The organism is Streptomyces sp. NPDC007905 (assembly GCF_042959345.1).
Classification (GTDB): domain Bacteria; phylum Actinomycetota; class Actinomycetes; order Streptomycetales; family Streptomycetaceae; genus Streptomyces.
In genome coordinates this window covers 157,564-180,319 of the sequence record NZ_JBIBKS010000019.1, presented here as the reverse complement: position 1 = coordinate 180,319, position 22,756 = coordinate 157,564, and the positions used below count along the sequence as shown (strand labels likewise).

The following is a 22,756-nucleotide window of genomic DNA, read 5'->3' as shown; positions in this document are numbered from 1 at the left end:
CGACGACCGCCGCCTCCACGGCCTCGTGCTCGGTGATGGTCTCGCTCATCAGGCGTCTCCTTGATCATCGGATCCGCCGTCTATTGGACACTCCCGATCCGCTCAACCTAGCTGCGCGGGGTGTGCAGGCCATGAGGTAATGACTGCCGTGGATCACAACTCGCTGCGGAAGCTCGTGGAGGGTCAGCTCCTCCGACTTGAGGGCAACGCCTTTCAGGACTGCATGGATCGGCTCGGCCTGGAGCTGTACCCCGGCGACTATCAGCCGGTGCGGGCGGCCGGACCGAAGGGCGACACTAAGAACGACGGCTACTGCCCGAAGGCCCGGGTGTTCTTCGCGGCTCATGCGACGCGCGGCGAGCGGATCGACAAGACCAAGGCGAAGATCCGCAGTGACTTGGAGGGCTGCCTACAGGGCCACCGTGACGTGAAGGTGTGGCGCTTCCTCACCAACGACACCTTGCCGGGCGAGGTCGACCAGTTCATCGACAACGAGCTTCGTCCCTTGCACCAGGGTGTCACCATCGAGGTGTGGGGGATCAAGAGGCTTGCCGACGAGATCAGCAAGCTCAAGAGGGTGCAGGTCGACAGGATCACCGACGTCGTTACGACGGACGACGAGCTAGCGTTTGATGTCGTGGTGCTCGACCACATGGAGACAGGGCGTGACCTCTGGCCGATCCTCTCCGGCTGCCTTGGATGGTTGCCCCATGAGGAACCAGACGACTGCACCGACGAGGAGCAGGACCTCATAGACAGCGCCGTTCAAAGCTTCCGGGACTGGAGCGATATTTCCGGAGACATCGAGTTCTCTCGCTCCTCTGTACGGGACGCACAGCGAAGCCTCACGGCCATCCTGGAGGAGCTCACAGAGAAGGGGCTCGCCCTCTACGCGGGAGCGAAGGACAACTATCCCCTTACCGGAGGCCCGTCGCCGTTCTTGGGAACCGTCGCGATCTTTAGGATTGCTCGGGTAGCCCCCGGCGTACCAACGAGTGGTTGATGGGCGACGCCCTCCCGCGTGTGAACTCCAGGATCAATGCAGTGCCGGCCTTGTCGCGCAGAACCCGTCTGCTCTGGGAGGGCCGAGTGCTACGGAGGTGTGCGACCGTCGATGGATACACACCTCGTGCTGGCCGACCGCTGCCAATGTCACGCCAATAGCGGCAGTAGGTGACACAGTTCCAACCGCGCCCTAACGTTCCGACTTTGCGACGAGGTCCGCCACGCCAAAGGCGCCGACTTCCAGTAGTTGGTCAATCAGGTCGAGGACCCTGCTGCGCTTAGCTCGCACCGTTGTTTGTGCGTAAGCTCGAATGAGAAGCTCACCAACGTAACGAGCATCTCCTGCCGCACCAGTTCTGATGTCTCCAGAATCTGCACCCTTTATCTCAATGAAGCGCTGGCAGCACTCCAAGACCAGGTCATCTACGCGATCAGGTGCCTGCTCCAAGGTTATGAACAGCTGGGGCAAGGCTTCGGTGAAAGAGGCTGACGAAATCAGGCGACGCAACGACTGTTTCACGGGCCGAAGGCGCTCACCGCGAAGCGCTGCGGCTACCTCACCTACAGCTTTGCGAACCGACTCCTCCGAGTCGTTCAGGAGTTCTTCGAAAGCGCGTCGTGCAGTTGCCGCGTCGGCGGTGTTCGTCAGCCTGTGCGCACACAGTCGTGCGGCGCCCTCTCGCTGTGCCCCATCGCTACCTGCGAGTACGGTGTCGAGCAGGTCCGTCACGCCCCACTGGATTGCCGCAATGGCGGCTAGGTGCCCTCCAGCCTTTCGCACTTCGCGTACCTGTGAATTCAGCATGCGTTCGATTACGAGCCGCACCGTGTCGGGGTCCTCAGAACCGACGTAAGCAATCAGGCGGATGACTGTATGAGTGGTGAAGAGGCTGTCGTCTCGTGTCGCGACGATAAGTGCAAATGCATCCAGAGCGTCCGACCGAGCATGACGCATTGAGGCGTGAACAAGGTGCGCAGCACACGAGCGAACTGGAGTAGAAGGATCTTCAGCTAGCTGCCTCAATACAGGGAGAGCCAGTGCAGTGCGGCTCCCATCTGCATCGTGGATGAGTAGGTCTCCCAGTGTTTCGGCTGCCGCACCGCGGGGCGAGTTTATTCCCGATCCGTATATATCGCGACCGATATTTTCTTCGTTACTAGAGGACCAAACCTCCGGGTCCCTTTCCTTGGTGCCTACCGAGCGGCGTGCGTAACCGACGATCGTCTCAACGAGATCAAGCGGGACTGACTTGTAGTAGTGACGAAGTGCATGCCCGAGCCATCGGTCGACATCATCGTGATTCAGCGATGAGATGTGACGAAGGGCGTCGAACATTGGCGATCCATCGTCGAGGGCTTCTGCCGCGCCCAAGGCTAGGAGGATGGCATTGCTGTAGGCCGGGTGTGTGCTTTGGTCGAATCTCAGGGAGAGTGCTGAAAACCGGGCAGGATCGCGTTGTGCCTCTTGCTGCAAAATACTTGATAGCTCATGGGCGCCGCCGGTGAAGTTCTGCCAGTTTGTCCTATCCACACTGTGCTTGGCGATCGCCTTCAACCACTGTTCGTCGCTCATCCGTTGAGCAGCATCTGAGGAAATCGGAGACGCGATGCCTCCCCCGGTCACACCTTCAGGTTGGGGAGGCTGCTCCATGCCTGTAGCCCTCCGCAGCTCACCGAGTCGACGTCTCGCCACATCAGAAAGACGCGCCTCGTCCATCCCGGAGAGGAGGTTGAACATGTACCAACCAGGCCGTCGCTTTTCCCAGGGGAATCGGAGCTCTAGGATTGCAGATTCTAGGTCACGGAATGATCTATCAGAGCAGAATGGACTGATGGCCTGGATCAACTGGCGGGCTGTCCATACGCCGTTGGATGAGTACCCACTCAAGAAGCGGTGCTTTCCTTCTAGTAGAAGTTCTGCTGCCCACTGTGCGTACCTCTCGCCGTCCGCCCGCAAGCCCTCATACAAGAGCCACTGTGCGGCTTCGTAGGGACTTTCTGCAAGAGCTTCAAGAACGGGTTTTACTGTCGCTGGCTCCTGCCTCACAATGTGACGGATTGACGTAACCATCCCAGACAAGACGGCTTCTTCGAGTTCGTGCGTCCCTAGGTCCGGGTAGCGATGCGTGAAGTGCAGATCATGTCTCGGGAGTTCGTCATCCCCATACGCCGCTACCTCCATCACCTGCAGCATGTACGGAAGCATAAGAGTGCAGAATGCTTCTGGAGCCCCTTCCGCTCCATGCCGTGCTAGCTCTATCGCGCCGTGCTCCCGGCTTACTAGCGCAGCGACCTTGCCATTTGACGCCAAGGCCATCGCGTTGGGGCGGTCGACGAGGTAAGCGGCCAATAGCTTGACTGCCCAGGCCGGCTGATGCTGTGCCAGGTCATGGGTTGAGTACCAAAGTTCGTTTTCGGCTTCTCCGCTGTACTGGCCGTCACGAACGGCATTGAGAAGCAGATCGAACAGAGGACGGCTCTCGTGGACATCTGCGAAGCGGGCAATCCACTGTAGCCAGCCTGGAAAATTACTGTTATTCAGATGGGGTAGGAGCAGTTCAGCCAAGCGATCTGGGGTGGCTTTTGCGGCACTTCCCATAATCTCTAGGGCCCGCGCTTGTTCATCTTCACTGCCAACTAGCCATTCTTCAATAATGCCGTCTGCATCGAGGCAGTCGAACCATGGGGCTGTCCGCAGGGATCTCCAGAGCTTCTCTTCGAACGAGGGTCGGGTTTCGAGTACATCGGCCACCATGTCCCATTCATTTTGTGTGGGATCAGGGAGTGAGCTCAGAAGGGCGAGAATCACGTCCTTGATATGGAAGCGGATGTCAGCACTGACTAGAGCAGTTCCCACCTCTTCTGCGAATCGACCGGGCTCAAGCTCGCGCAAATGGCTCAGGATCTGCCGTACTTGAGCACGGCGAAAAAGTTCTTGTTCTCCACTGGTCAGGAAGTCGACGAGGGATTGATTACGGCGCGTCCATCCACGTGTGAATGCGTAGTCGAAGAACGCTTCGTGGAAGAACGCGATCTCTCTACCATCCTGAACCAGCAGATGCTCTGAAACCAACACACTGGCGTCAACGGAAAGGTTCGCCTGGTCGAGGACGGTTGCAGGAACAGACAGGCGCTGCCGAGTACTAATAGCCTCTGCCACTGTCGAGATGACTTCGTTAAAACGAACTGCGTCACGTCGTTGGACACAGTCGGTCAGCTTGCGTTGCCAGAAGGCGTCAAACAAGTTACTAGTGGTCTGGAATTCCAGTGCCCGCGGATCATTAGCGATACCTCTCAGCAAGACGAGGTGCAGCGGCGACCGTAGGAGATTCCTCTGGTGTGTATTGAGATGGCCGACATCCAGCCCCATGGCTGAAACTGCCTCATTGACCTGAGTCTCTGATAGTCCTTGGACTTCAACGCGCACACATTGCTTCTCGTCGACCAGTTCGCGAATGCGGTGATCATTCTCAACATCGAACTTTCGACAAGCCAGCACCACTCGCATCTTTGGAAAAGCTGAGGCCTCGCGTACCAGGTCAGCGACCGCATCGAAATTTCTTGGCATCCGCCCCGACACGAGACTCACCGCATCGACCTGGTCCACGACGAGTACGGAAGGGCGTCCTTCTGCTACAGAGGCTAGGGCAGCCACTGGTGATACATCCAACCCGACTCGGTTGCCCAATTCCGTGGTTGATGCAAAAGGCTCAAGTCGGTCGAGTCGGAAGCTCAAGATGGGAATATCGCGACTACGGAAGATGTTCACCACTTGATGAAGGGTGGCGCTCTTACCGCCCCCGGCATCTCCCATGAGAAGTGTTAGGCTGCCCGAACCTGCGTCGAGAAGGTTAACGATTTCTTGTGCTTCGAAGCGCTTAATCGTAGGCCGAATAAGCTCGCGTTCGACGCTGGCGGCCCAAGCCGTAGTGATCTCCCGGACTGTGCCTGATATAGCGGCGCCGACTAGCAGCGTTGAGCGGCTGAGTTGATACTGGCCGAGTCGGGACTCGATGCCTGCTGCGTCAAGGGTGGAACCAAGGCTATTATTTACGAGTTCTCCCAAAGCGGCAGCCGAAAGCCGACCTCCTGCGCCGCTCAATAGTAGCTCCGAGAGGACTGCGTTCGTTCGAACGATCTCATTTTCGTCGATGCAGGAAATCCAGATACCGCGAAGCACTTTCCAGGCTACTTCGGTGGAGCCGTAGATTGTAGACGACGAGAGTTTGTTGAATGGCCCCTGGAGTTCTTTCGTAAGTCTGTCGCTGATGAACTCGGCAAGGTTGTCGGCGCTTCTTGCTCTCTCGGTCAGTTCTTGGACGTCTCGCACGGGGACCATGGATACAAAGTGGAAGTGACGTCCTTGGATGACGTGGTGACGAGCGTTCGCCCAGATGTCCTTGTTCTGCAGTGACTGGACGCTCCAACTGTTCGCGTTCCCGTTCTGGCGCTTGACCTGATGTACCTCGACGGTAGCGCCATGCCGATAGGTAAACTCGGCGCCCTTCCCCAGGTCATCGATATCCTCGACCGTGATGGACTGAGCACTCCCCAGAAGCACATAGAGGAGGTGACGGACTGTCCAAGCACCCTCGTATCGATTGCCGAATTTATCGGTCTCCCCACCTGGACGAGGGCTCACGTCAATCTCCTCCTTGAAAGGCGTGATCCACAGTGATGAATCACCACCGCAATTCTACTACTTTCTGCCACTCTCTTACCACGTGCAGTGACTCCAGTGTTGAGCTGCAAGGAGGTCGCTAGTGCTGTCTTGTCTGCGGAGTGACTGTGTCTAGTCCCAGGTGATGTTTGACGTTCTGATCCCAGCTGATGCTTGACGGTGGGCCTAGACAACATCGGAAACTTCACGGGGTTTGTTCGCTTTCACGTTGCGGACCGGGACGTCGGTCGTGCGCCGGATGACCCGGACCTGGCCGTCCAGCTCGACGGTGAGCGTCGTGTCCGAGACGTGCACGGTCACGGTCTGGCCTGCGTAGGGGCGGCCGAGGGAGACGACCTGCCGGCAGACCATGACCGTGCCGACCGCGCTGACCCACCGCTGGACCCGCACGGGCTCGACTCCGGGCCGTGGCGGCGGTCCGGCCGGACGCAGGCCCCGCAGCCTGCGGACTTCCTCACCGGTCAGCGGGTTGGGCCGCACCCGCAGCAGTTCCCGCGAGGACAGGTCGAAGAATGACAGTGTCTCGCCGTCGATGCGGATGCCCACCTGGCGGCCACCGAGGATCTCCGCCGCCAGCACCTGGTGCCCGCCCAGACCGACCAGACCGCTGTTGTTCACCACCCGGTCCACCTCGAACGCCGCCCCGTCACCGCCCGGCAGCGGGGCCGGCCCTGCCGGACGTCCGCCCCGGGCCGCCAGCCGCCCCAGATCCGCCACCGACAGGTGTGACCGCACGGTCTTGATCCGCGTCCCGGCGATCAGCAGATGGATCACCTGCGTGTCGGCCCAGAACGTCACCGTCAGCCCCGAGCGGGCCGGACCCAGCCAGAACTGCTTTCCCGCGACCTGCAGATTCCCACTCGCAGGCACCACCCGCTCGAACTCCACCGGAGCGCCGGGCTCCACCGGCACCACCACCGGCACCTCAGGCAGGGCGGCAGGAACCTCGCAGGCTTCATCCGGAGCCGGCTCCAGATGCTCTGGGGGTGTCCGCTGCTGCGGCACCAGCGTCAGCACTCCGGGGATCTTCAGGCCCAGGACGTTCCGCTCCTGCTCGGCAACCGGGGCGAACCGGTCTCCCGGAGACTGCATATCCAGCGCCTGATGCGGCCGCGAGGAGTTGTACTCCTCCACCCACGCATCCAGTGCCGCCTGAGCCTGCTCGATGCTCTCGAACGCGCCGCAGTCGTCGAGAAGTTCACGCCGCAGCGTCTGATGGAACCGCTCGACCTTGCCCGTCGTGGTCGGCGAGGCCGGCTGGGTGAGCCGGTGCGCGATCCCGTTCTCCCGGCAGATCCGGTCGAACAGCACCTCACCGCCCTGCCCGAACCGGTCGGTGAACTGCTTGCCGTTGTCCGTCAGCACCTCTTCCGGCACCCCGAACGCCTGCAAGGCCCGGGCGAAGGCCGCGCAGACCGCCCGTCCGGTCGCCCGCTCGACCACCGACGCGATCACGCGGTACCGGGAATGATCGTCCACCCCGGTCACGACCTTGGCCTCGGTCAGCTCGCCGGTGACCGGGTTGACCAGCATCACGCCGCCGACGATGTCCATCTGCCACAGCTGCATCGGCCGGTCCCGCTGCCAGCGCTTGTAATCCGACCGCTTCCGACGCCGCACCCCCGGCTCCACCAGCCCGTGACGGACCAGGATCCGATACACGGTCATCCGCGACGGCACCGGGCTCACTGCCCCGGACCGCTCCAGCACATGGGCGATCCGCCGCGGACCCCACTTCGGGTGCTTGCGCCGCAACTCACACACGGCCGTCTCCACCTCGGCAGAAGCCTGATGCGGACACGACGCCGGCCGACGCGAACGATCCGCCAACCCCGCCAGCCCCGAAGCCTCATACCTCGACTTCCACCCACTCACCGTCTGCCGCGAGACGCCCAGCTGGGCGGCGACCTCCGTCACCGTCGCACCCGCCAGCACCGCAAGCACAGCCCGGTATCTCTGCTCGACAACCGACAACTCCACCAGCGCCAATCCCGGCCTCCCCACACACGCCGCAACAACGCGCACAGAAAAGCCGAACACGGCCACTGTCAACCATCACCTGGGACCGAAGTGTCAAGCATCTACCGGGACCGGACATCTGCGGAGTGACTGACTGCGTTACAACTTTCTTTACTGGTTCAAGGCGGCTCGCTCCGCTCCCCGCGCGCGGCCCGGCCCTCGGCCGGGCCTGCACTCCTGTCTCCGCCCCGCTCCAGCCCGGCCGCCGCCCGGGCCGCGCGCACAACAATTAGTTGCTTGCCCCGTCGATCCGTGCTCGCTGCCCCGGCAGGATGATCTGTGCATGCTCCAGCGCTGCCAACGTCATGCTGTGCGTCGCGATGATGAACTGACACCCGTCTTCGACGCGGTCATCCATCCAGTCCACAAGGTCTTGGGTCAGCTGTGGGGCAAGCGCAGCTTCCGGCTCGTCCAGCAGGTACAGCACCCCCGGCTTGGGACTCATCTGATCCAACGCCATGCGAAAGGACTCCTGCGCGCTGAGACATGAGTCACGATCTGATTGCAGGCCGAGGTACGAGGCATACCAAACGTCCTGTGGTCTCGGACGATGATGGAAATCAATCTCCAGAGCGGCAGCTAGACGCCGGCTGAGCGGGCGGTAGCCGGAGGCTCTGCGTGCTGCGCCCCCTTGCAAGGCGTGGGAGAGAGCTTCAAGGACCAGGCTCTTTCCCACCCCGTTTGGTCCAGCCAGGACCGTGATTCCCGGGGCAATAGTGACACCATCGCGTACGAGTCCGATCATGGGAATGGTAAGCACGCGATCACTGTCCGGCTCCAGTGCAGTGTCAATCATGTCCCCCGGCAGGAAGCGCTCAGGCGTGAGGCGCTCGAAGTCAAAGCGCACCGTCTGCAAGAAGCCCCCGCCGGTGTAATCGGGGTCGGGGTCGGTTAGCTCGCTCTCGATCGCAGTAGCGCTGCTCAGTGGACGCGTAGTCTCGGCAGGGTTCAGGTCGAGTTCGCGTAAGGTCGACTCGATCACCTCCGAGATCCCCACCTTGGTGTCACTCGAAGACACCATGCTCGTCTCTTCCGGGCGGACGAGAACCTGGGCGAATCGCGCGATCTGTCGTGCCCACCCTTCGAGTAGATGTGCTGTCTGATCATCGGCTTCTGCCCGTGTCCCCCGTGAACTGGCACGATACGGCCGCAAGGACGAGGCCGAGATTTCGCGGAACCTGGCTCGCTCTCGGTGCTCGCGTAGCTCAGCGAGTCGGGAACTCATCTGTTGGCACGTCATCATCAGTGCCCAGGCCACGTTTTGATCGTCAGCTCTGAGGTTTGCCAGGCATCTCTGGGTTTCCAGGAGCTGTTCTGACAAGTCCAGCATCTCGCGCATGACGACGACGATGTCTGTGGTCGGGCTGGAATCCCGTCGTTCGGTGCTCGCAAGGACCTGTTCCCACAGGGGTCGCGCTGCTGCGAGGAGCTGCAGATGTTCGGTCGTGCTCGGTGTGATCACGTCGGCAACAGCTTCGACGAAATCCCAGGTGATGCCCACTCCGGCGAGCCTCGCGTAAGTCGCAGTACGTCCAGGCGGTGATTCTCCAGAAAAGTGCTCCGGCGTAAAACCGCTGATCACCGCGGCGACAGACACTCCTCGGTCTGTCAGCCATTGACGGAGCAAGGTGGCGAGCTCCATCTCTTCCTTGGTCCCCTGCGGTGGCTGCCACTGTCGACGGGCTCCCCTTCCCATGACCGCGCTGCTCCTCTCTCGTGCAAGTTCATGAGTCATCGTGCCGCGCTGCTCTGCCATCCGGGGCCGTTCGGCGAACGTCACGGACAACTAGCGCTGGTCGGTTCCGCCGCGCCATCGTCGTTAGACGCCGCAGTCGTCCGATCACGGGCCAGGTCACCCACAGGTGACTTGATCGCCACGGATGAAAGGGCTCTCCGCCCCTCGGTCTCACATTCGATGCGAAGGACGTCCATGTCTCAGCCGCCCACCCACCAGGGATATTCACAGCAGTCTCAGCCAGCTGCGGCGCCGTCTCTCGTACTCCCCCTATTGGCCCTGACCTTCGTCCTGCTCGTCCTCATCATCGGCGGCGGCCTTGTCTACGTGACTCTCATGCATCCATCCGTTGCCGTACCTCTGACCGTCGCCGCCGCTGGCCTCACGGTCGTGTTCACTGTCGCGAGCGTCCTCGTTGCTCTCGTAATCGCACAGCGGCGGTGAAGCGGGGGAGAGCGTCGCGCCCGCCCGCCGACCACGGTGGTGGGAACCAGGCGTCGTACACGCGACGCCGGCCAGGTGCCCCGTAACGTCGGATACTGGAGAGGTCCGTGGTAGCCCTCCCCCTTCGGGGAGACGGAGGGGGCGTCCCATTCGCGTGCCAGATCCTGCGGGGCCAACGGGGAACACTGGGAAACCCACCGGCTGCCCCACACGATCCGACATCGCTCCACCGCAGGTCAGCCTCGCAGCTTGCCCCAAGTCAAACTAGCTTCCCAAGCTGAAGGCTCGCGCACCGTCATAACGGGTCCGAGTATCGCGAGTTGCTCTAGTCGACGACACAAGCCAGTAGCGTGGCTGAGGCCGGTGGGGGTGCAGCGAGGCATACGCGTGCGTGGTCGGTCGGCGCACCCGCCGTCGTGGCTGACTGTCTTCGGCTGAGGTTCAGACGGTGCGCATCGAGGGTGCCGTCCGTCAGCCGAGCGGGCTGAAGCTGGGCCGTCTCTGGGCCGTCCGACGTTGCTCAGCAGCGGCCAATGACGACCAACGACGACAACCAGGCGCACGAGCCCACCGTCCTTGAGCAGCGAAGACGCAGGTCGCCAAGATCCCCGGCAAGACCCAGGGCAAGAAGAAGTAGAGTTTGTGATCATGCCTCCCACCTGCGCATACGGCGCGGACGGGAGGCATCTTCATGCGCTGGAACGTCTCTAGAACCTCAGTCTTCGGGGCCCTGAGGCCGAAGTGCCCTGCCGAGAGCCTTCCTGGCCCTGTCACGACTGCTTGGCATGAGGTGCGCGTACACCTTCAGCGTCAGACCTGGGTCAGAGTGCCCGAGGTACTCCGCGAGGGCCTTGATGCTCTCTCCGGCGTCCAGGAGCACGGACGCGTAGAAGTGCCGGAGCGCGTGCATGCCGTGCTCGCGGGCGCCGACGTGCTCGCGACTCTTGGCCTTCGGGGGACGCCCGCGTTCGCGAGCGCTGGCTTCCAGTGATCCTCGTTCAGCAACGTACGCCAGATGTGTCCGCCGTTGGGGCCCCTGAAGATGAGCCGCCGGGTCACCGGCTGGCCGTTCGCTCGCATCCAGGGGAGCTTGATCTCCACAGCGGAAACCGCTTGATGTGCTCCTGTAGCGCCTCTGCCACGGGGTCGGGCAGAGGTACGTCACGGAGCTTGCCGCCCTTCGGGGCGCGAACACGGTTGCTCAGGCTCAGCTTGAGTTGCTGCACCACGTGCAGGGTGCCGCTGTCCCGGCTGCGCTGCCGCTGCGCCGACGCGCGCCCAGGTGTGGATTGCGCCGGCGGCCATGAGAGCTACGGATCAGAAGGTGCCCGTGCCCCCGCCGTGCCCGATCGCCCGGTATCTGACGGGGAACCACGGTGATTGACTGGCAGCGCCCGTGCGAACGGCCCCCGACCGATTTACCTGGTCAAGGGCCGTTCATCTGCGGTGGGTGTGGGATTTGAACCCACGGTGGCATCGCTGCCGCGACGGTTTTCAAGACCGCAGTTGGATCGCGAGGAGAAGTTCTTCCACTAGTCCAGCACTGAGGTTTGATAGGTTCCCGCGATCTTCGTACCGGGGAGGGATCATGGCCAAGGGGCGCAGGACCGAAGGCAGCAACGACAGCGCGGAAAGTTCCGACGATGTCATGGACGAGCAGGCCGCGGTCCAACTGGTGTACCGGCCCCAGCCTGCCGACACACGGGTCGGCCTGCGGGTCCGCGACCGGATCAAGCGCACCAAACTAGTGTGCGGGGCGTGCTCCTCGCGCTGTCGGTCGGGTTCTGGCTGATCACTATCGACGTGGTCTCGACCCTTCTGCTCTTGTTCGTTGTCCTGTGGATGTGGGGGTACCCACGGCTGCACGTCGCCTACGTGCAGCGGATCATCGGATGGCAGGGCGAGTACCGCGCTACCGTGTCCGCGGCCGGGATCACCTGCCGCAGCGACCACAGCACGTTGATCCAGAAGTGGTCCGTCTACCAGGGCTACCGGGAGACGGCCGACCACTTCGTCCTGCTCAGCCGGGACCCCAACATCATGTGGCTCGAAGTCCTGCCCAAGCGGGGCGTGCATGAGGCCATGGACCTCGACAGGCTTCGGGCCCTCCTGGACCAGCACACCACTCGCGTGTGACGGACGTGAAAGGCGCCCCCCGGCGGTCGACGGCTGGGGCCTGCCACTGAAGTGTGGCGTATAGCAACCGCCGAGACCGCAACCGACGAACTCCACCCGCCAGCGAACGTCTGATCAGCCGGGCCGACTTCAGCGACCGCCCAACCCGTAGTTCGCGTCGACGGGCCCAAGGCAGTCGTTCCACTCGCGTGCCAGAACGGACGGGGACTCACGGGGAACCGGGGTCCACAGAGGTGAATTCGGCGGGGGCTCTACCCGCGGTAGGGAAACCGCAGGTCACGTGCGTGGTCGCCCAACCTCGCTCCTCACGTGGGGCTCTGGCGTCGAGGGCCGTGATCCGGCACCCTCGGGCCGCGCGAGGCCATATGTCTCCACCCAGAACGCAGCCGGGGAGTCGCCATTGGGGAGGTCTTACCGCCGTCTGGGTACTGAGGCTCCACTGATCGTGGGTAAGCCACCGGACCAGTCAATCGCTTTCGGCTTCCAACCCCTCGTAACTCTCGAACCAATGAGTATCGAAATCACGGGCTGTCGAGAAGGGCTGCCGGGGGTCGGTGAGCAGACGGTGGACGTACTCCGCGGTCGAGCCGTCGAACCGGTACCAGGTGCCGCGGTCCTCCACCGTCGCGAGGATGGGCCAACTGTCCGGATCGGGACCCTCGGTGAGCCAGTAGAAGTCGTCCCGTTGCTCGGTCCCCGCCCACTGCAGCAGCCCGCCCGGAGCCGGGTACAGCTGGTACGGCTCCCACGAGTCGGCATCGTGCGCCTCGGCCCATTGGGCCCACCACTCGTTGAACTCGACTATGTCGATGCTGCCCAGCGGGCCGTCGGGCAGAAAGAGACCGAGGTAGTCGTCGAAGGCGCCGTACCCGAACCGCTCGACAAGGCGCTTGTAGTCACCGGGCAGCACGGTCCCCAGCCGGGCCTCGACCGCCGCCCAGCCCACCACCCGCGCCCGGTCTGCCGGCCACCCCGTGACGGCGACGATCCGGTCCACCCAGGAGGCGCCCTCCGGCAGTCCTTCCGGCACCTTGTTCGACACCTTGTCCGGCGACGGTGCGGCCCGCTCGGCGACGAGCACCACCAGCCGTACGCCGTCACCGGCACGGACCGTCCCGCAGCCGATCCACCAGCTGCCGCACGTCCAGGCGCGCATATCGACCAGCTGTTCCCCAAAGGGTGCCAGGAGCGGCAGCCCGGTCTGCTCGGTCACCGTAGGATCGACATATCCGCCCGCGGCGAGGTTGCGTAGCTGCCCGTACCGGTCACTGAGCTCCTTGATGAACACGGGCAGGCTGACCTCTTCGGAAGCCGTCAGGCACACATGCCCCGCCGGGTGCCCTGCCTGGTCGCACACCAGCTGCTGCCCGTCCGGCCGGACCAAGGCGTCAACGGCCGCGAGCAGTTCCTGTTTGTCCATGACCGGACAGTGACACACAGGCCGCGGACAACGAGCCGGACCCGGTGATCGAGCCAGTGCTGTACAGCAGGGAAGTACAGCGACCACAGCAAGCCCGCCCGGCAGTGCCCCCAAAGAGCCGTGCTACGACCGGTTTGACCGCCACCGGCCGATCCACAGAGCGCTACGGAACCGAAGGTCGCCGACATCCACGGCTGACTGCGAGGATGTCGGTGGTGTCGCCCGAGGCGGTCCGACCCGCCAACTGACCGACGTGCGAGCTGTCTTGTTGATGAAATGTCGGCCGACTCGGGTGGTGCCGCCCTGCGCGCGGCCGGCCGGGCGTTTGTGACCTCATCGGTCACGGGCGGCTTGAGTACGGCGGGGTAGAGTCCGAGACCGGCGTTCCCCGACCTGGGATGGTGAAAATCTGGGTGATCGTTCAGTACTCGCGCAGGACGAAGGACCAGCGGTACGACGCCGGTAAGGGACAGACGATCGGCGTCATCAATGCGTTCTGCAAGAACCAGCCGGGGAACAAGTGCCCGGTCTGGGCGAAGCTGTGACACTCGGACACCAGGGCGTCTTCGAGCGCCTTCCGGGCATCGTCCGTGCTCTGGTCGTCGACCACACGCCGGATCTGCCGGTCTTCAAGGGGCTGTTGGTCACCGGGGACGACCGCATGCGACTGTACCTGACCGCAGCCGACGGAAGCCGTACCTACGGAGCCGATGTGGTGATCAGCCACACCGGCCCCGGTCTCCTCGCGGGGATCACGTCCGGCTATCTGGACAACGAGTACGAGCAGCAGCCGTCCGATGATCCGCTGTGCGATGTGGTCGTGGACCTGACGCGCTACTGAGAGACCTGTCGCAGGAGCCCCCGTCAGCCCCCACCGGGCCGGCGGGGGCTTCGTCGTTTCTGGGGGTCAGACGGTCTTGCTCGATGTGATCGAAAATGTCGGCGTCGGTCTCCCGCTGCCACTCGGGCAAGTCGGCCCAGTCGGCGACGTACCCAGGCTTCGGGTCCTCGAAGTGCTTGTACATCTGCGCCGTCCAGCACCTGGCGATGAATCGTCCGCGCTGCTCGCGGGTCAGCTTGGCCGTGTGGCCTTCGCTGATCTTGATGAAGTCGCGCACCTGGGCGTAGACGACCGCTGCCGCCTGTCGCTCCCATTCTGGCGTCTCGTCTTAGAGGTCGTGAGCTAAAGGTCGTCGCGCTCGATCAGCGAGCCATCCGGCCCCAGCGAGAAGAAGCGCGGCGAGCCCATGGCCTCCATGGCCCGTTGCAGCTCCGCTTCCTGCTCTACCGGATCAGGAGCGTGCGGGTCGCGCACATGGAAGCCGTGGAGGGCAATGCTGCCTGCATCAACGTCGTCGGGCTTTGGGCGGCCCTCCTGGACGAACCCGCAGAGCGCGCGCAGCGCGTCTTCGCCAAGCTCCAGAGGGTGGAAGGGGTGTGTACGGCTTTTCCTCCCGGCCCGGCCAGGAGATCACTTCGGTGGGATGGTCCCCGGCCCAGTAGGGCACTTCGAAGGGGAGCGGCTCGCCGATGTTCTCGATGATCCCGCTGCCCGGTGACAGGCTCAGCGAGCGCAGCAGGCGGCCGTCCTCCCAGACGGCGAACGCGAGCCAGTCGACGACGCTGTGCATTGCGTGCAGGACGAGCCGTCGGCCGGCGCTCGCCGCGACCAGGTGCTCAGGGAGCTGAGACGGGAAGTCGATCATCACTCTCTGGTCGCCTACGACATCCACGCCCGGCCAACTGGCCGCGTAGGCCGTGCCTATCGGCGGGTACACGCCATCCCAGAGCTCCGCGCCCTCGCACGGTTCGATCTCCCAGCCCGGATAGAGACGCCGCATCATGGCGGACGTCCGCGCCAGGTCTGCTGTCCCCACCTGTCGCAGAAGGCCCGGCACCTCGCCGTCGGCGTATGCGAGCAGTCCCGTCTTGGCTCCCACAGTCCCTCCCCAGAGCATTGCCCTCGATGGCGGTCGCACCATAGCCGCCTGCACTGACAGTGGAAGGAGCCGAGATCGCAGGCCGCGCGCTGGGCCGTCTCTGGGCCGTGCGATCCGCCGGGATCACTGGATAGGCACGTCGCTGCGGGCGCTTCAGCGCGCGCTCAATGTGACCTGAAGGGCGGTCCGGCGGGCTCGAACGGGCAGTCACCGCAGCCGCGGAAGAAGCAGCGGCGCGAGGAGTCCCGGCTCGATCCCTACAAGTCACTGCTTGACGGCATGCTGCGGGCTGACCTGGACGCTTCTCCCAAACCAGCGGCACGCTGCCCAGCGCATCCATGACTGCTTGGTGGAGAGCCACCGGCTTGTCACCCTCGGCGTCCCCCTGGGTGATGTAGCGGTAGAGCAGATTGAGTCAGCCGCTGTATCCGAGCTCACGCTGCTCTGTCCCCGCGCGTGGGTGAACGAGGTGTCCATCCCGAAGGCCGATGGAGTGACTAGAGCGTCACGTTCCGTACGCGGACACGTCACGTGTGGTGCGATGCCCGCGTCAACTCCGGTTGCTCGGGCTCGGACAGTGACGCCCGCCCTGGATCCGTGGACGATTGAAGGGAAGCCCATGGTGCTTCGCGCGCTGGCGGCGGCTGGTGCATCTGGCTGTTGATGGAGCTGTGCGCGCCTTGTGCGGTCGCTGTTTACGGAGCAGACAGCGGGGTGTCCCTCGGGCCGACGGAACGCGGTGCGGTGCGAGGAGGGGCGAGTGAGTCAGCGACCCGAGTATGGGCCGGCGTCGATGCAGGCAAGGGGCACCACTGGGCGGCAGTCGTCGACGAGACCGGCGCGACACTGTGGTCGAAGAAGATCGACAACGAGGAGTCGGCCATCCTGACCGCACTCGGCGAGATTTTCGGCCTGGCGGGCGAAGTCCACTGGGCCGAGGACAGCTCCGGGATATCCTCCGCGCTGCTGCTGGCCCTGCTTGCGGCCCACGGCCGGCAGGCCGTCTACGTACCCGGCCGCACGGTCAATCGCATGTCAGGCGCCTACCGTGGCGAAGCGAAGACCGACAAGCTCAGCTTCATGGCGCTTCCTGCCAGGACCCAGGACAGCAGTCGGACCGCCAGGCTCCGGTGGTGCGAACTCCTCCCAGCGTGGGAAGGGCTCCGTACGAGACCATGGACGCTCATCCAACTTCCTCGGCGTGTGGGTCAAGGAGCACCTTGGCAAGGATGTGATCCCTGGCCCGGTCCCCCCGAAGAGGCGCCCCTCGCGCTGAGGCCGGACCGCGGCCCCTCAGACCGATCCAGTCCCCTGCCTGTGGGTTCTCCGTGGGTGGGGGGCTTGGTGCTGGTCTTCAGGTTGGCAGGGCTCCCTCTTAAGCGCCGCAATATGCCGCCGAGTTCATGCGAGACCGGCGAGGGGGGCGCTGGGTTGCCAGGAGACGGGTAGGACTACGTCGACGCCGTCACGGTGGGCCAGGGGAAGGAGGCGGCTCATGGTGGTGTCGAGGTCGTCGAGCAGGTAGGGCATGGGGCGCAGTGGCCGGTCCAGGCTGAGGAAGAAGTCGTCCCAGTGCACCAGGATGACCCGCCTGGCCCCGGTCGCGACCACGACCTCGTCCCAGTAGGTGTGAAGGAACTCGACGGGCTGCTTGCCCAGCATGCCGACGCCCAGGTAGATGACGTCGGCGCGGTGACCGCGCAGCGCGCCGCGCCGGTAGTTGGCGCTGGCCTGCAGCAGCACGCGGCCGTGCGGGTGGGTGACGAGCACGGAGTAGGCGGTGCCGGTCTTCCAGGCGCCGGCGCGGGCCGGCGGGACCAACGGTTGGTCGACGGTACCGGGGTAGTGGTCGCCCGGGCTGTGCACGGAATCCAGGAAGGTCAGCGTGAAGTCGCCGTAGGTGGCGCTGTCGCCGTCGCCGACCACCCGCAAGGACGACTCGGGGACCCCCAGGCCGCGCCCGATGTTGGCGGTGGACTCCGATCCGACCAGTTCGGCGCCGGTCTCCAGCGCCCACACGGGTGCGTCGAGGGCGTGGTCGTAGTGGGAATGCGCGCAGACCGCGGCGGCGAGGGTGTCCACCCGCAGCCGCTCGATGGCGGCACGGACCAGCGCGCGGTCCGGGGCGATCCTGCCCATGCCCACGCGCAGCATCCCCGGGCGGGTGACGAACCCGTCGCTGAGCACCGAGGTCTGCCCGTCCGACAGCAGCACCGAACTGGTGCCCAGGAAGTGAGCGCGCAGCCCCTCACCGGCTGCTGCGGCGCGCTGCTGGTAAGGCAGGTAGGGCCGCAGACTCGGGCGGCCGATCGGCAGCTTCATACGAGCATCCTCGGACCCCGGAGACGGGAGTACCACCTCACGACGTCGTGTGCCCCCTCACAGAACGGACCCCCCTCACAGAACGGGCGACCCCCGCACAGAACTGAACCCCCGCACAGAACGGAACGGGTCATCCCGAAGCCGAGAAGCCTTCGCGTCCGTGAGTTCGGCAGCGGTGACCCATGGATCGGGCAACAGCGGACAGCCCTCGGTGCGGCATCCCGCCGGAGCTGGACGCCGGTGAAGCGATGGCCGGGCGGCAGAAGGCGACCAGGGGCAACGCGAGCTTCGGCTATCGGGCGGGTAAGAAGATCGGGGAATGGGCCTGGGAACGGATATCGTACGGGCGTTGTGCACCTACGGATTCGCGGTGCGCGGCCTGCACCGGCTGCAGATCGAAAACGCGGTGGACAATTCGGCGATGATAAGCGCGGCCGAAAGGGCGGGGTTCACCGTCGAGGGCACCCTGCGCGGATCCGCCTGGGATACGGCGCCTTCTCCGACGAGGTCGTCCTGGGAATGCTGGACCACGAGTGGCGCGACAGGGGCGAGCCGGCCCGGTAGCGACAGGGCGGGTGTCTCGGTCATGACCCTCCGCAACCGGGGAACCCGGCTTGCGGACGAGTCCGGACGGGGGCCGCAGAGGGGATGTCAGAGATCATGTCCGCCGACCGTTCGCCACGACGGGGGTGAAGACCATGCCGCCCGAGCAGCCGGAGCAGTCGGCCGGCGGTGGAATGCCCCCTGAGGCGCGGGGGCGGTCGCGGGTCGGTGAGGTACTGGCCGCCGCAGCCCGGGAAGCCGTGGATCCGCAGCGGATTCCGGACGCGCTGTGCGCCGCGTGCGTCCGGCTGCTGCCGGTCAACGGCGCCTCGGTGTCGATCTCCGGTGGCCGCGGCGTCCAGATGACCTGGTGCGCCAGCGACCGGATCGCGGCACGGCTGGCCGAGTTGCAGTACACCGTGGGGGACGGGCCCTGTCAGACCGCCCTCGATCAGGGCGCGCCGGTCCTCGCAGCGGATCTCACCGCCGGGCGCGACCCCCGGCGCTGGCCGATCTTCGCGCACGAAGCGGTCGCGCTCGGCGTGTCCGCGGTGTTCTCGCTGCCCCTCGGCGTCAGCGGTGCCGCCATCGGCACCCTCGACCTGTACTGCGACCGGGCCGGCGGACTGTCCGAGCCGGATCTGCGGACCGCGTTGTGGGTCAGGGACGCGGTCACGTACGCCTTGATGAGCATCCAGCAGCGCCTCACCGAGGAGGCACCCGAGGACGAGGTGGCGTCCTGGGTGGAGGCGTCGCAGGCCGACCACACCGAGGTCTACCAGGCGGTCGGCATGGTGATGGTGCAGCTCGACACGGACCCCGAGCAGGCCCTGGACCGGCTGCGTGCCCGCGCCTTCGCCGAGGGCCGTACCGTCAGCCAGGTGGCCCGGGAGGTCCTGGCGCGCAGACTCCGCTTCGAGCCGGAGCCGGACGGCCACCACGACGGACAGGGAAGGGACGGCGACCGGTCATGAGCCGGGACCAAGCGGCTCGCCGAGGCGCTCGTCGGGCCGGCTGACCGACATCGACCCCGTCGTACCGCGATGCTCGCGCGCACCGCCGCTCCCTGCAGTGCACGCCCATCCCCGGCCCCGCCGACGCCCGCACAGCATGTTCTCCACCCACCACGTCATGCCCGGCCACGCCTGCGGCGGGGCCGAACTCGGCGCACTTGGACACGGCGGCCCGGGAGGCCGGCGCGTGGCTGGACCGGTACCGGGCGACCACGGGCCTGGACGCCCTCGAAGATCTGCACGGGACCGCCCGGCTCAGCTGAGACCGGGACGACCGCGCAGCCCGCGCTCTCTCCTACGACACCTGGCACAGGTGCGGGGCCCCGGAGTTCCCGGGGCCCCGCACAGGTCGTACGCCGTCAGCCGCACTGGCAGGGAGCGCCCGACTGGCAGCCGCAGCCGCAGCCCGAGCCGCAGCCGCACGCGCCGACGAGCGGCAGCCTCCTGATCTCCGCGGGCCGGTCGGTCTCGCGCTCCTGGGTGGGGTCGGGCGTGGTGCTGGGGGATTCGGCCATGGGTCCCTCCTCGACACTGGGGCCTGGTGCCCTCGCCCATTGCATGCCCGTTTCCCTGGGCGCATCAACGGCGCACAGAGGCGTCCACGCGCCCCGCCGACGGCCTTCGAGCCCCCGGCGTCAGGTTCCCTCGACGCCGGTGACCGGCTGGATGTCCGGCTGCAGGTTGTCCGCGTGCTCGCCGGTGACCAGGTAGACGACGCGCTTGGCGACGGCAACGGCGTGGTCGGCGTAGCGCTCGTAGTAACGGCCGAGCAGGGTGACGTCGACGGCCGTCTCGATGCCGTGCTTCCAGCGCTCGTCGATCAGGTGCTGGAAGAGCGTGCGGTGCAGCAGGTCCATCTCGTCGTCGTCCTGCTCCAGCTGGAGGGCGAGGTCGACGTCCTTCGTCACGATCACCTCGGCCGCCTTGGCCATCAGGCGCTGCGCGAGCTGGCCCATCTCCAGGATGGTGGCGTGCAGGTCGTGCGGGACCGCGCGCCCGGGGAAGCGCAGCCGGGCCAGCTTCGCCACGTGCTGGGCGAGGTCGCCGGAGCGCTCCAGGTCGGCGGACATGCGCAGCGACGTGACGACGATACGGAGATCGGTCGCCACCGGCTGCTGGCGGGCGAGCAGGGCTATCGCCCGTGCCTCCAGGTCGTGCTGGAGCTCGTCGACCTTCTGGTCGGCCTCGATCACGCTCTCGGCCAGCTTCAGATCGGAGTCGAGGATGGCGGTCGTGGCGCGCCCGATCGCCGACCCGACCAGCCGGGCCATCTCGACCAGTCCGTCGCCGATCGAGTCAAGTTCCTCGTGGTACGCGTCCCGCATCAGGCTTCCCTCTCGTACGTGTGCTTCGGGGTCCGGGGGCCGTGACACCACGCGCCCCGTGGCGAAATACAGCGGTGCGAACCCCACGCTGCCACGTTCTGCCCCGCACGCGTCCGTTTCTTCCACCCCAAATGAACCACTCCTGGCTCCAAGGTGAACTCTGGGCGACGAGTGTTCGAGGTCGTACCTCGACGGCTGTGGTCATGTCGTACGGCGTGCCTAACCTGGAGGCATGGACGTGAACGCGGCGGTCGCCGCAGCGGCAGCGATCGCCGGGGTGCTCACCGGTGTCATCGCCATGCTGGCGTTCCGCTGGAGCGAACGCGACCAGAAGCGACCCACCAGGACTTCCTTGCACACCGATCCCGTACTCCCGCCCGGCGTGGACACCGTACTGTCCGTGCTCCGCTCCTCGGCCGTCGTCCTCGACGAGGCCGACGGCGTCGTCAAGGCCAGCTCCGCCGCCTACGCCCTCGGGCTGGTCCGCGGCGGCAAGCTCGCCGTCGAACCCATGCTCCAGATGGCCCGGGACACCAGACGGGACGGCGAGATACGCCAGGTGGAGCTGGACCTCCCGCGGCGCGGCACCGGACGCGGCGAGGCCCTCGCCGTCTCCGCGCGTGTGGCCCCGCTCGGCTCCCGCCTGGTCCTCCTGCTGGTCGAGGACCTCACCGAGGCCCGCAGGATCGAGGCCGTACGACGCGACTTCGTGGCGAACGTCAGCCATGAGCTGAAGACGCCCGTCGGCGCGCTCTCCCTCCTCTCCGAGGCCGTCATGGACGCCTCCGACGACCCCGAGGCCGTCCAGCGCTTCGCGGGCCGCATGCAGATCGAGGCGACCCGGCTGACCAACCTGGTCCAGGAGCTGATCGACCTCTCCCGGGTGCAGAACGACGACCCGCTGGAGGACGCGGAGCCCGTCCGTGTGGACGAACTGGTCGCCGAGGCCGTCGACCGCTGCCGCCACCAGGCCGGCGCCAAGCAGATCACCATGGCCGCCGGCGGCACCGCCGACCTGCACGTCTGGGGCAACCGCGGCCAGCTGGCCGCCGCCCTCGGCAACCTGGTCGAGAACGCCGTGAACTACTCCCCGGCCCGCACCCGCGTCGGGATAGCCGCCCGCCGGATCAACGCCCCGGGCGGCGACATGATCGAGATCGCCGTCACCGACCAGGGCATCGGCATCACCGACAAGGACAAGGAGCGCATCTTCGAGCGCTTCTACCGCGTCGACCCGGCCCGCTCCCGGGCCACGGGAGGCACCGGTCTCGGTCTCGCGATCGTCAAGCACGTGGTCGCCTCGCACGGCGGGGAGGTCACGGTCTGGAGCGCCGAGGGCCAGGGCTCCACCTTCACTCTCAGACTGCCGGAGGCGGGCGCGGCCCGCGACCGCGCACAACAGCACCCCGACCTCGACGACGAGGCCGGTGCGACCGAGTCATCTTCTTACGAACCCCTTCCCGCCCCGGAGGTCCTTCCGTGACCCGTGTGCTCGTCGTCGAGGACGAGGAGTCCTTCTCCGACGCCCTGTCGTACATGCTCCGCAAGGAGGGCTTCGAGGTCGCCGTGGCGGCCACCGGGCCCGACGGACTCGACGAGTTCGAGCGCAACGGCGCCGACCTCGTCCTCCTCGACCTGATGCTGCCGGGCCTGCCCGGCACCGAGGTGTGCCGCCAGCTGCGCGGCCGCTCCAACGTTCCCGTGATCATGGTGACCGCGAAGGACAGCGAGATCGACAAGGTGGTCGGCCTGGAAATAGGAGCCGACGACTACGTCACCAAGCCCTTCTCCTCGCGTGAGCTCGTCGCCCGCATCCGCGCGGTGCTGCGCCGGCGCGGCGAGCCGGAGGAGGTCACCCCGGCCGCCCTGGAGGCGGGCCCGGTCCGCATGGACGTCGACCGCCACGTGGTGACGGTCTCCGGCTCCAAGGTCGACCTCCCCCTCAAGGAGTTCGACCTCCTGGAGATGCTCCTGCGCAACGCGGGCCGCGTCCTGACCCGCATGCAGCTCATCGACCGCGTCTGGGGCGCCGACTACGTGGGCGACACCAAGACCCTGGACGTCCACGTCAAGCGGCTGCGCGCCAAGATCGAGCCGGACCCGGGGGCACCGCGCTACCTGGTGACGGTGCGGGGTCTGGGGTACAAGTTCGAGCCGTAGGCCGTACGGCGCG

General features: G+C 65.6%; 17 protein-coding genes and 4 pseudogenes. 10 read left to right on the top strand and 11 right to left on the bottom strand.

Going from position 1 to position 22,756, the window contains the following annotated elements; all coding sequences use genetic code 11:
* Positions 1-148 precede the first annotated feature (148 nt).
* A complete protein-coding gene (locus ACFZDC_RS30440; protein WP_391328987.1) occupies positions 149-1,003 on the top strand; it encodes a hypothetical protein in 855 nt (284 codons plus the stop codon).
* 192 nt (positions 1,004-1,195) lie between these two features.
* On the opposite strand, the gene ACFZDC_RS30435 is transcribed toward ACFZDC_RS30440, so the two are convergent.
* The 3 genes from ACFZDC_RS30435 to ACFZDC_RS30425 form a co-directional block, all read right to left on the bottom strand.
* On the bottom strand, positions 1,196-5,647 hold the full coding sequence (locus ACFZDC_RS30435; protein ID WP_391328986.1) for a hypothetical protein: 4,452 nt from the start codon (positions 5,645-5,647) through the stop codon (positions 1,196-1,198).
* Between the two features lie 204 nt (positions 5,648-5,851).
* A complete protein-coding gene (locus ACFZDC_RS30430) occupies positions 5,852-7,660 on the bottom strand; it encodes an IS481 family transposase (protein ID WP_391328993.1) in 1,809 nt (602 codons plus the stop codon).
* A gap of 274 nt (positions 7,661-7,934) precedes the next feature.
* A complete protein-coding gene (locus ACFZDC_RS30425; RefSeq protein ID WP_391328985.1) occupies positions 7,935-9,347 on the bottom strand; it encodes an AAA family ATPase in 1,413 nt (470 codons plus the stop codon).
* Positions 9,348-9,713: 366 nt separating this feature from the next.
* Between ACFZDC_RS30425 and ACFZDC_RS30420 the strand changes: the two genes are divergently transcribed.
* Positions 9,714-9,884 (top strand): hypothetical protein, encoded by a 171-nt coding sequence (locus ACFZDC_RS30420; RefSeq protein WP_391328984.1) that lies wholly within the window; start codon positions 9,714-9,716, stop codon positions 9,882-9,884.
* A 715-nt stretch (positions 9,885-10,599) separates the two neighbouring features.
* On the opposite strand, the pseudogene ACFZDC_RS30415 reads toward ACFZDC_RS30420, so the two are convergent.
* Positions 10,600-11,131: pseudogene (locus ACFZDC_RS30415) on the bottom strand (tyrosine-type recombinase/integrase); the annotation flags it as partial.
* A 511-nt stretch (positions 11,132-11,642) separates the two neighbouring features.
* Between ACFZDC_RS30415 and ACFZDC_RS30410 the strand changes: the two are divergent.
* Positions 11,643-12,020: a YcxB family protein gene (locus tag ACFZDC_RS30410; RefSeq protein WP_391328983.1), complete on the top strand. Its 378-nt coding sequence runs from the start codon at positions 11,643-11,645 to the stop codon at positions 12,018-12,020.
* A 466-nt stretch (positions 12,021-12,486) separates the two neighbouring features.
* Here the strand turns inward: ACFZDC_RS30410 and ACFZDC_RS30405 are convergent, their stop codons facing one another.
* Entirely contained in the window at positions 12,487-13,440 is a 954-nt protein-coding gene (locus tag ACFZDC_RS30405) for an SMI1/KNR4 family protein (RefSeq protein WP_391328982.1), read from the bottom strand.
* 398 nt (positions 13,441-13,838) lie between these two features.
* Between ACFZDC_RS30405 and ACFZDC_RS30400 the strand changes: the two genes are divergently transcribed.
* Together ACFZDC_RS30400 and ACFZDC_RS30395 are read left to right on the top strand one after the other, a co-directional pair.
* Positions 13,839-13,985 carry a hypothetical protein gene (locus tag ACFZDC_RS30400; RefSeq protein ID WP_391328981.1) on the top strand — a complete coding sequence of 49 codons (147 nt, stop codon included), beginning with the start codon at positions 13,839-13,841 and terminating at the stop codon, positions 13,983-13,985.
* Entirely contained in the window at positions 13,982-14,281 is a 300-nt protein-coding gene (locus ACFZDC_RS30395) for a hypothetical protein (RefSeq protein WP_391328980.1), read from the top strand. The genes ACFZDC_RS30400 and ACFZDC_RS30395 overlap by 4 nt, the downstream gene beginning before the upstream one ends.
* 79 nt (positions 14,282-14,360) lie before the next feature.
* Here ACFZDC_RS30395 and ACFZDC_RS30390 read toward each other — a convergent pair.
* The 3 genes and pseudogenes from ACFZDC_RS30390 to ACFZDC_RS30380 all read right to left on the bottom strand — a co-directional run.
* Positions 14,361-14,609: pseudogene (locus ACFZDC_RS30390) on the bottom strand (hypothetical protein); the annotation flags it as partial.
* Positions 14,610-14,623: 14 nt separating this feature from the next.
* Positions 14,624-14,755, bottom strand: a complete 132-nt coding sequence (locus ACFZDC_RS30385; protein WP_391328994.1) for a hypothetical protein — start codon at positions 14,753-14,755, stop codon at positions 14,624-14,626.
* Between the two features lie 63 nt (positions 14,756-14,818).
* Positions 14,819-15,398, bottom strand: a pseudogene (locus tag ACFZDC_RS30380) (DUF6928 family protein); the annotation flags it as partial.
* A gap of 726 nt (positions 15,399-16,124) precedes the next feature.
* On the opposite strand from ACFZDC_RS30380, the pseudogene ACFZDC_RS30375 reads away from it, so the two are divergent.
* Positions 16,125-16,448, top strand: a pseudogene (locus ACFZDC_RS30375) (transposase); the annotation flags it as partial.
* Positions 16,449-16,781: 333 nt separating this feature from the next.
* Here ACFZDC_RS30375 and ACFZDC_RS30370 read toward each other — a convergent pair.
* Positions 16,782-17,702, bottom strand: a complete 921-nt coding sequence (locus ACFZDC_RS30370) for an MBL fold metallo-hydrolase (protein ID WP_391328979.1) — start codon at positions 17,700-17,702, stop codon at positions 16,782-16,784.
* A gap of 319 nt (positions 17,703-18,021) precedes the next feature.
* Here ACFZDC_RS30370 and ACFZDC_RS30365 point away from each other — a divergent pair, with 319 nt between their 5' ends.
* Entirely contained in the window at positions 18,022-18,450 is a 429-nt protein-coding gene (locus tag ACFZDC_RS30365; RefSeq protein ID WP_391328978.1) for a GNAT family N-acetyltransferase, read from the top strand.
* On the top strand, positions 18,401-19,219 hold the full coding sequence (locus ACFZDC_RS30360; RefSeq protein WP_391328977.1) for a GAF domain-containing protein: 819 nt from the start codon (positions 18,401-18,403) through the stop codon (positions 19,217-19,219). Before ACFZDC_RS30365 ends, ACFZDC_RS30360 begins: the two co-directional genes overlap by 50 nt.
* Positions 19,220-19,617: 398 nt before the next feature.
* Here ACFZDC_RS30360 and ACFZDC_RS30355 read toward each other — a convergent pair whose 3' ends face one another.
* Positions 19,618-19,773 carry a hypothetical protein gene (locus ACFZDC_RS30355; RefSeq protein WP_391328976.1) on the bottom strand — a complete coding sequence of 52 codons (156 nt, stop codon included), beginning with the start codon at positions 19,771-19,773 and terminating at the stop codon, positions 19,618-19,620.
* A 120-nt stretch (positions 19,774-19,893) separates the two neighbouring features.
* On the bottom strand, positions 19,894-20,583 hold the full coding sequence (gene phoU, locus ACFZDC_RS30350) for a phosphate signaling complex protein PhoU (protein ID WP_391328975.1): 690 nt from the start codon (positions 20,581-20,583) through the stop codon (positions 19,894-19,896).
* A gap of 232 nt (positions 20,584-20,815) precedes the next feature.
* Here phoU and ACFZDC_RS30345 point away from each other — a divergent pair, with 232 nt between their 5' ends.
* A complete protein-coding gene (locus ACFZDC_RS30345) occupies positions 20,816-22,066 on the top strand; it encodes an ATP-binding protein (protein WP_391328974.1) in 1,251 nt (416 codons plus the stop codon).
* Complete coding sequence (locus ACFZDC_RS30340) at positions 22,063-22,743, top strand: response regulator transcription factor (protein WP_010358452.1); 681 nt, start codon at positions 22,063-22,065, stop codon at positions 22,741-22,743. The genes ACFZDC_RS30345 and ACFZDC_RS30340 overlap by 4 nt, the downstream gene beginning before the upstream one ends.
* Positions 22,744-22,756: the final 13 nt, after the last annotated feature.

Excerpts from the sequence above, each read along its gene's own strand:
- ACFZDC_RS30425 (WP_391328985.1), bottom strand. The coding sequence starts at position 9,347 with ATGGAGCTCGCCACCTTGCTCCGTCAATGGCTGACAGACCGAGGAGTG.
- ACFZDC_RS30405 (WP_391328982.1), bottom strand. The coding sequence starts at position 13,440 with ATGGACAAACAGGAACTGCTCGCGGCCGTTGACGCCTTGGTCCGGCCG.
- ACFZDC_RS30400 (WP_391328981.1), top strand. The coding sequence starts at position 13,839 with ATGGTGAAAATCTGGGTGATCGTTCAGTACTCGCGCAGGACGAAGGAC.
- ACFZDC_RS30370 (WP_391328979.1), bottom strand. The coding sequence starts at position 17,702 with ATGAAGCTGCCGATCGGCCGCCCGAGTCTGCGGCCCTACCTGCCTTAC.
- ACFZDC_RS30365 (WP_391328978.1), top strand. The coding sequence starts at position 18,022 with ATGGGCCTGGGAACGGATATCGTACGGGCGTTGTGCACCTACGGATTC.
- ACFZDC_RS30360 (WP_391328977.1), top strand. The coding sequence starts at position 18,401 with ATGCCGCCCGAGCAGCCGGAGCAGTCGGCCGGCGGTGGAATGCCCCCT.
- ACFZDC_RS30355 (WP_391328976.1), bottom strand. The coding sequence starts at position 19,773 with ATGGCCGAATCCCCCAGCACCACGCCCGACCCCACCCAGGAGCGCGAG.
- phoU (WP_391328975.1), bottom strand. The coding sequence starts at position 20,583 with ATGCGGGACGCGTACCACGAGGAACTTGACTCGATCGGCGACGGACTG.
- ACFZDC_RS30345 (WP_391328974.1), top strand. The coding sequence starts at position 20,816 with ATGGACGTGAACGCGGCGGTCGCCGCAGCGGCAGCGATCGCCGGGGTG.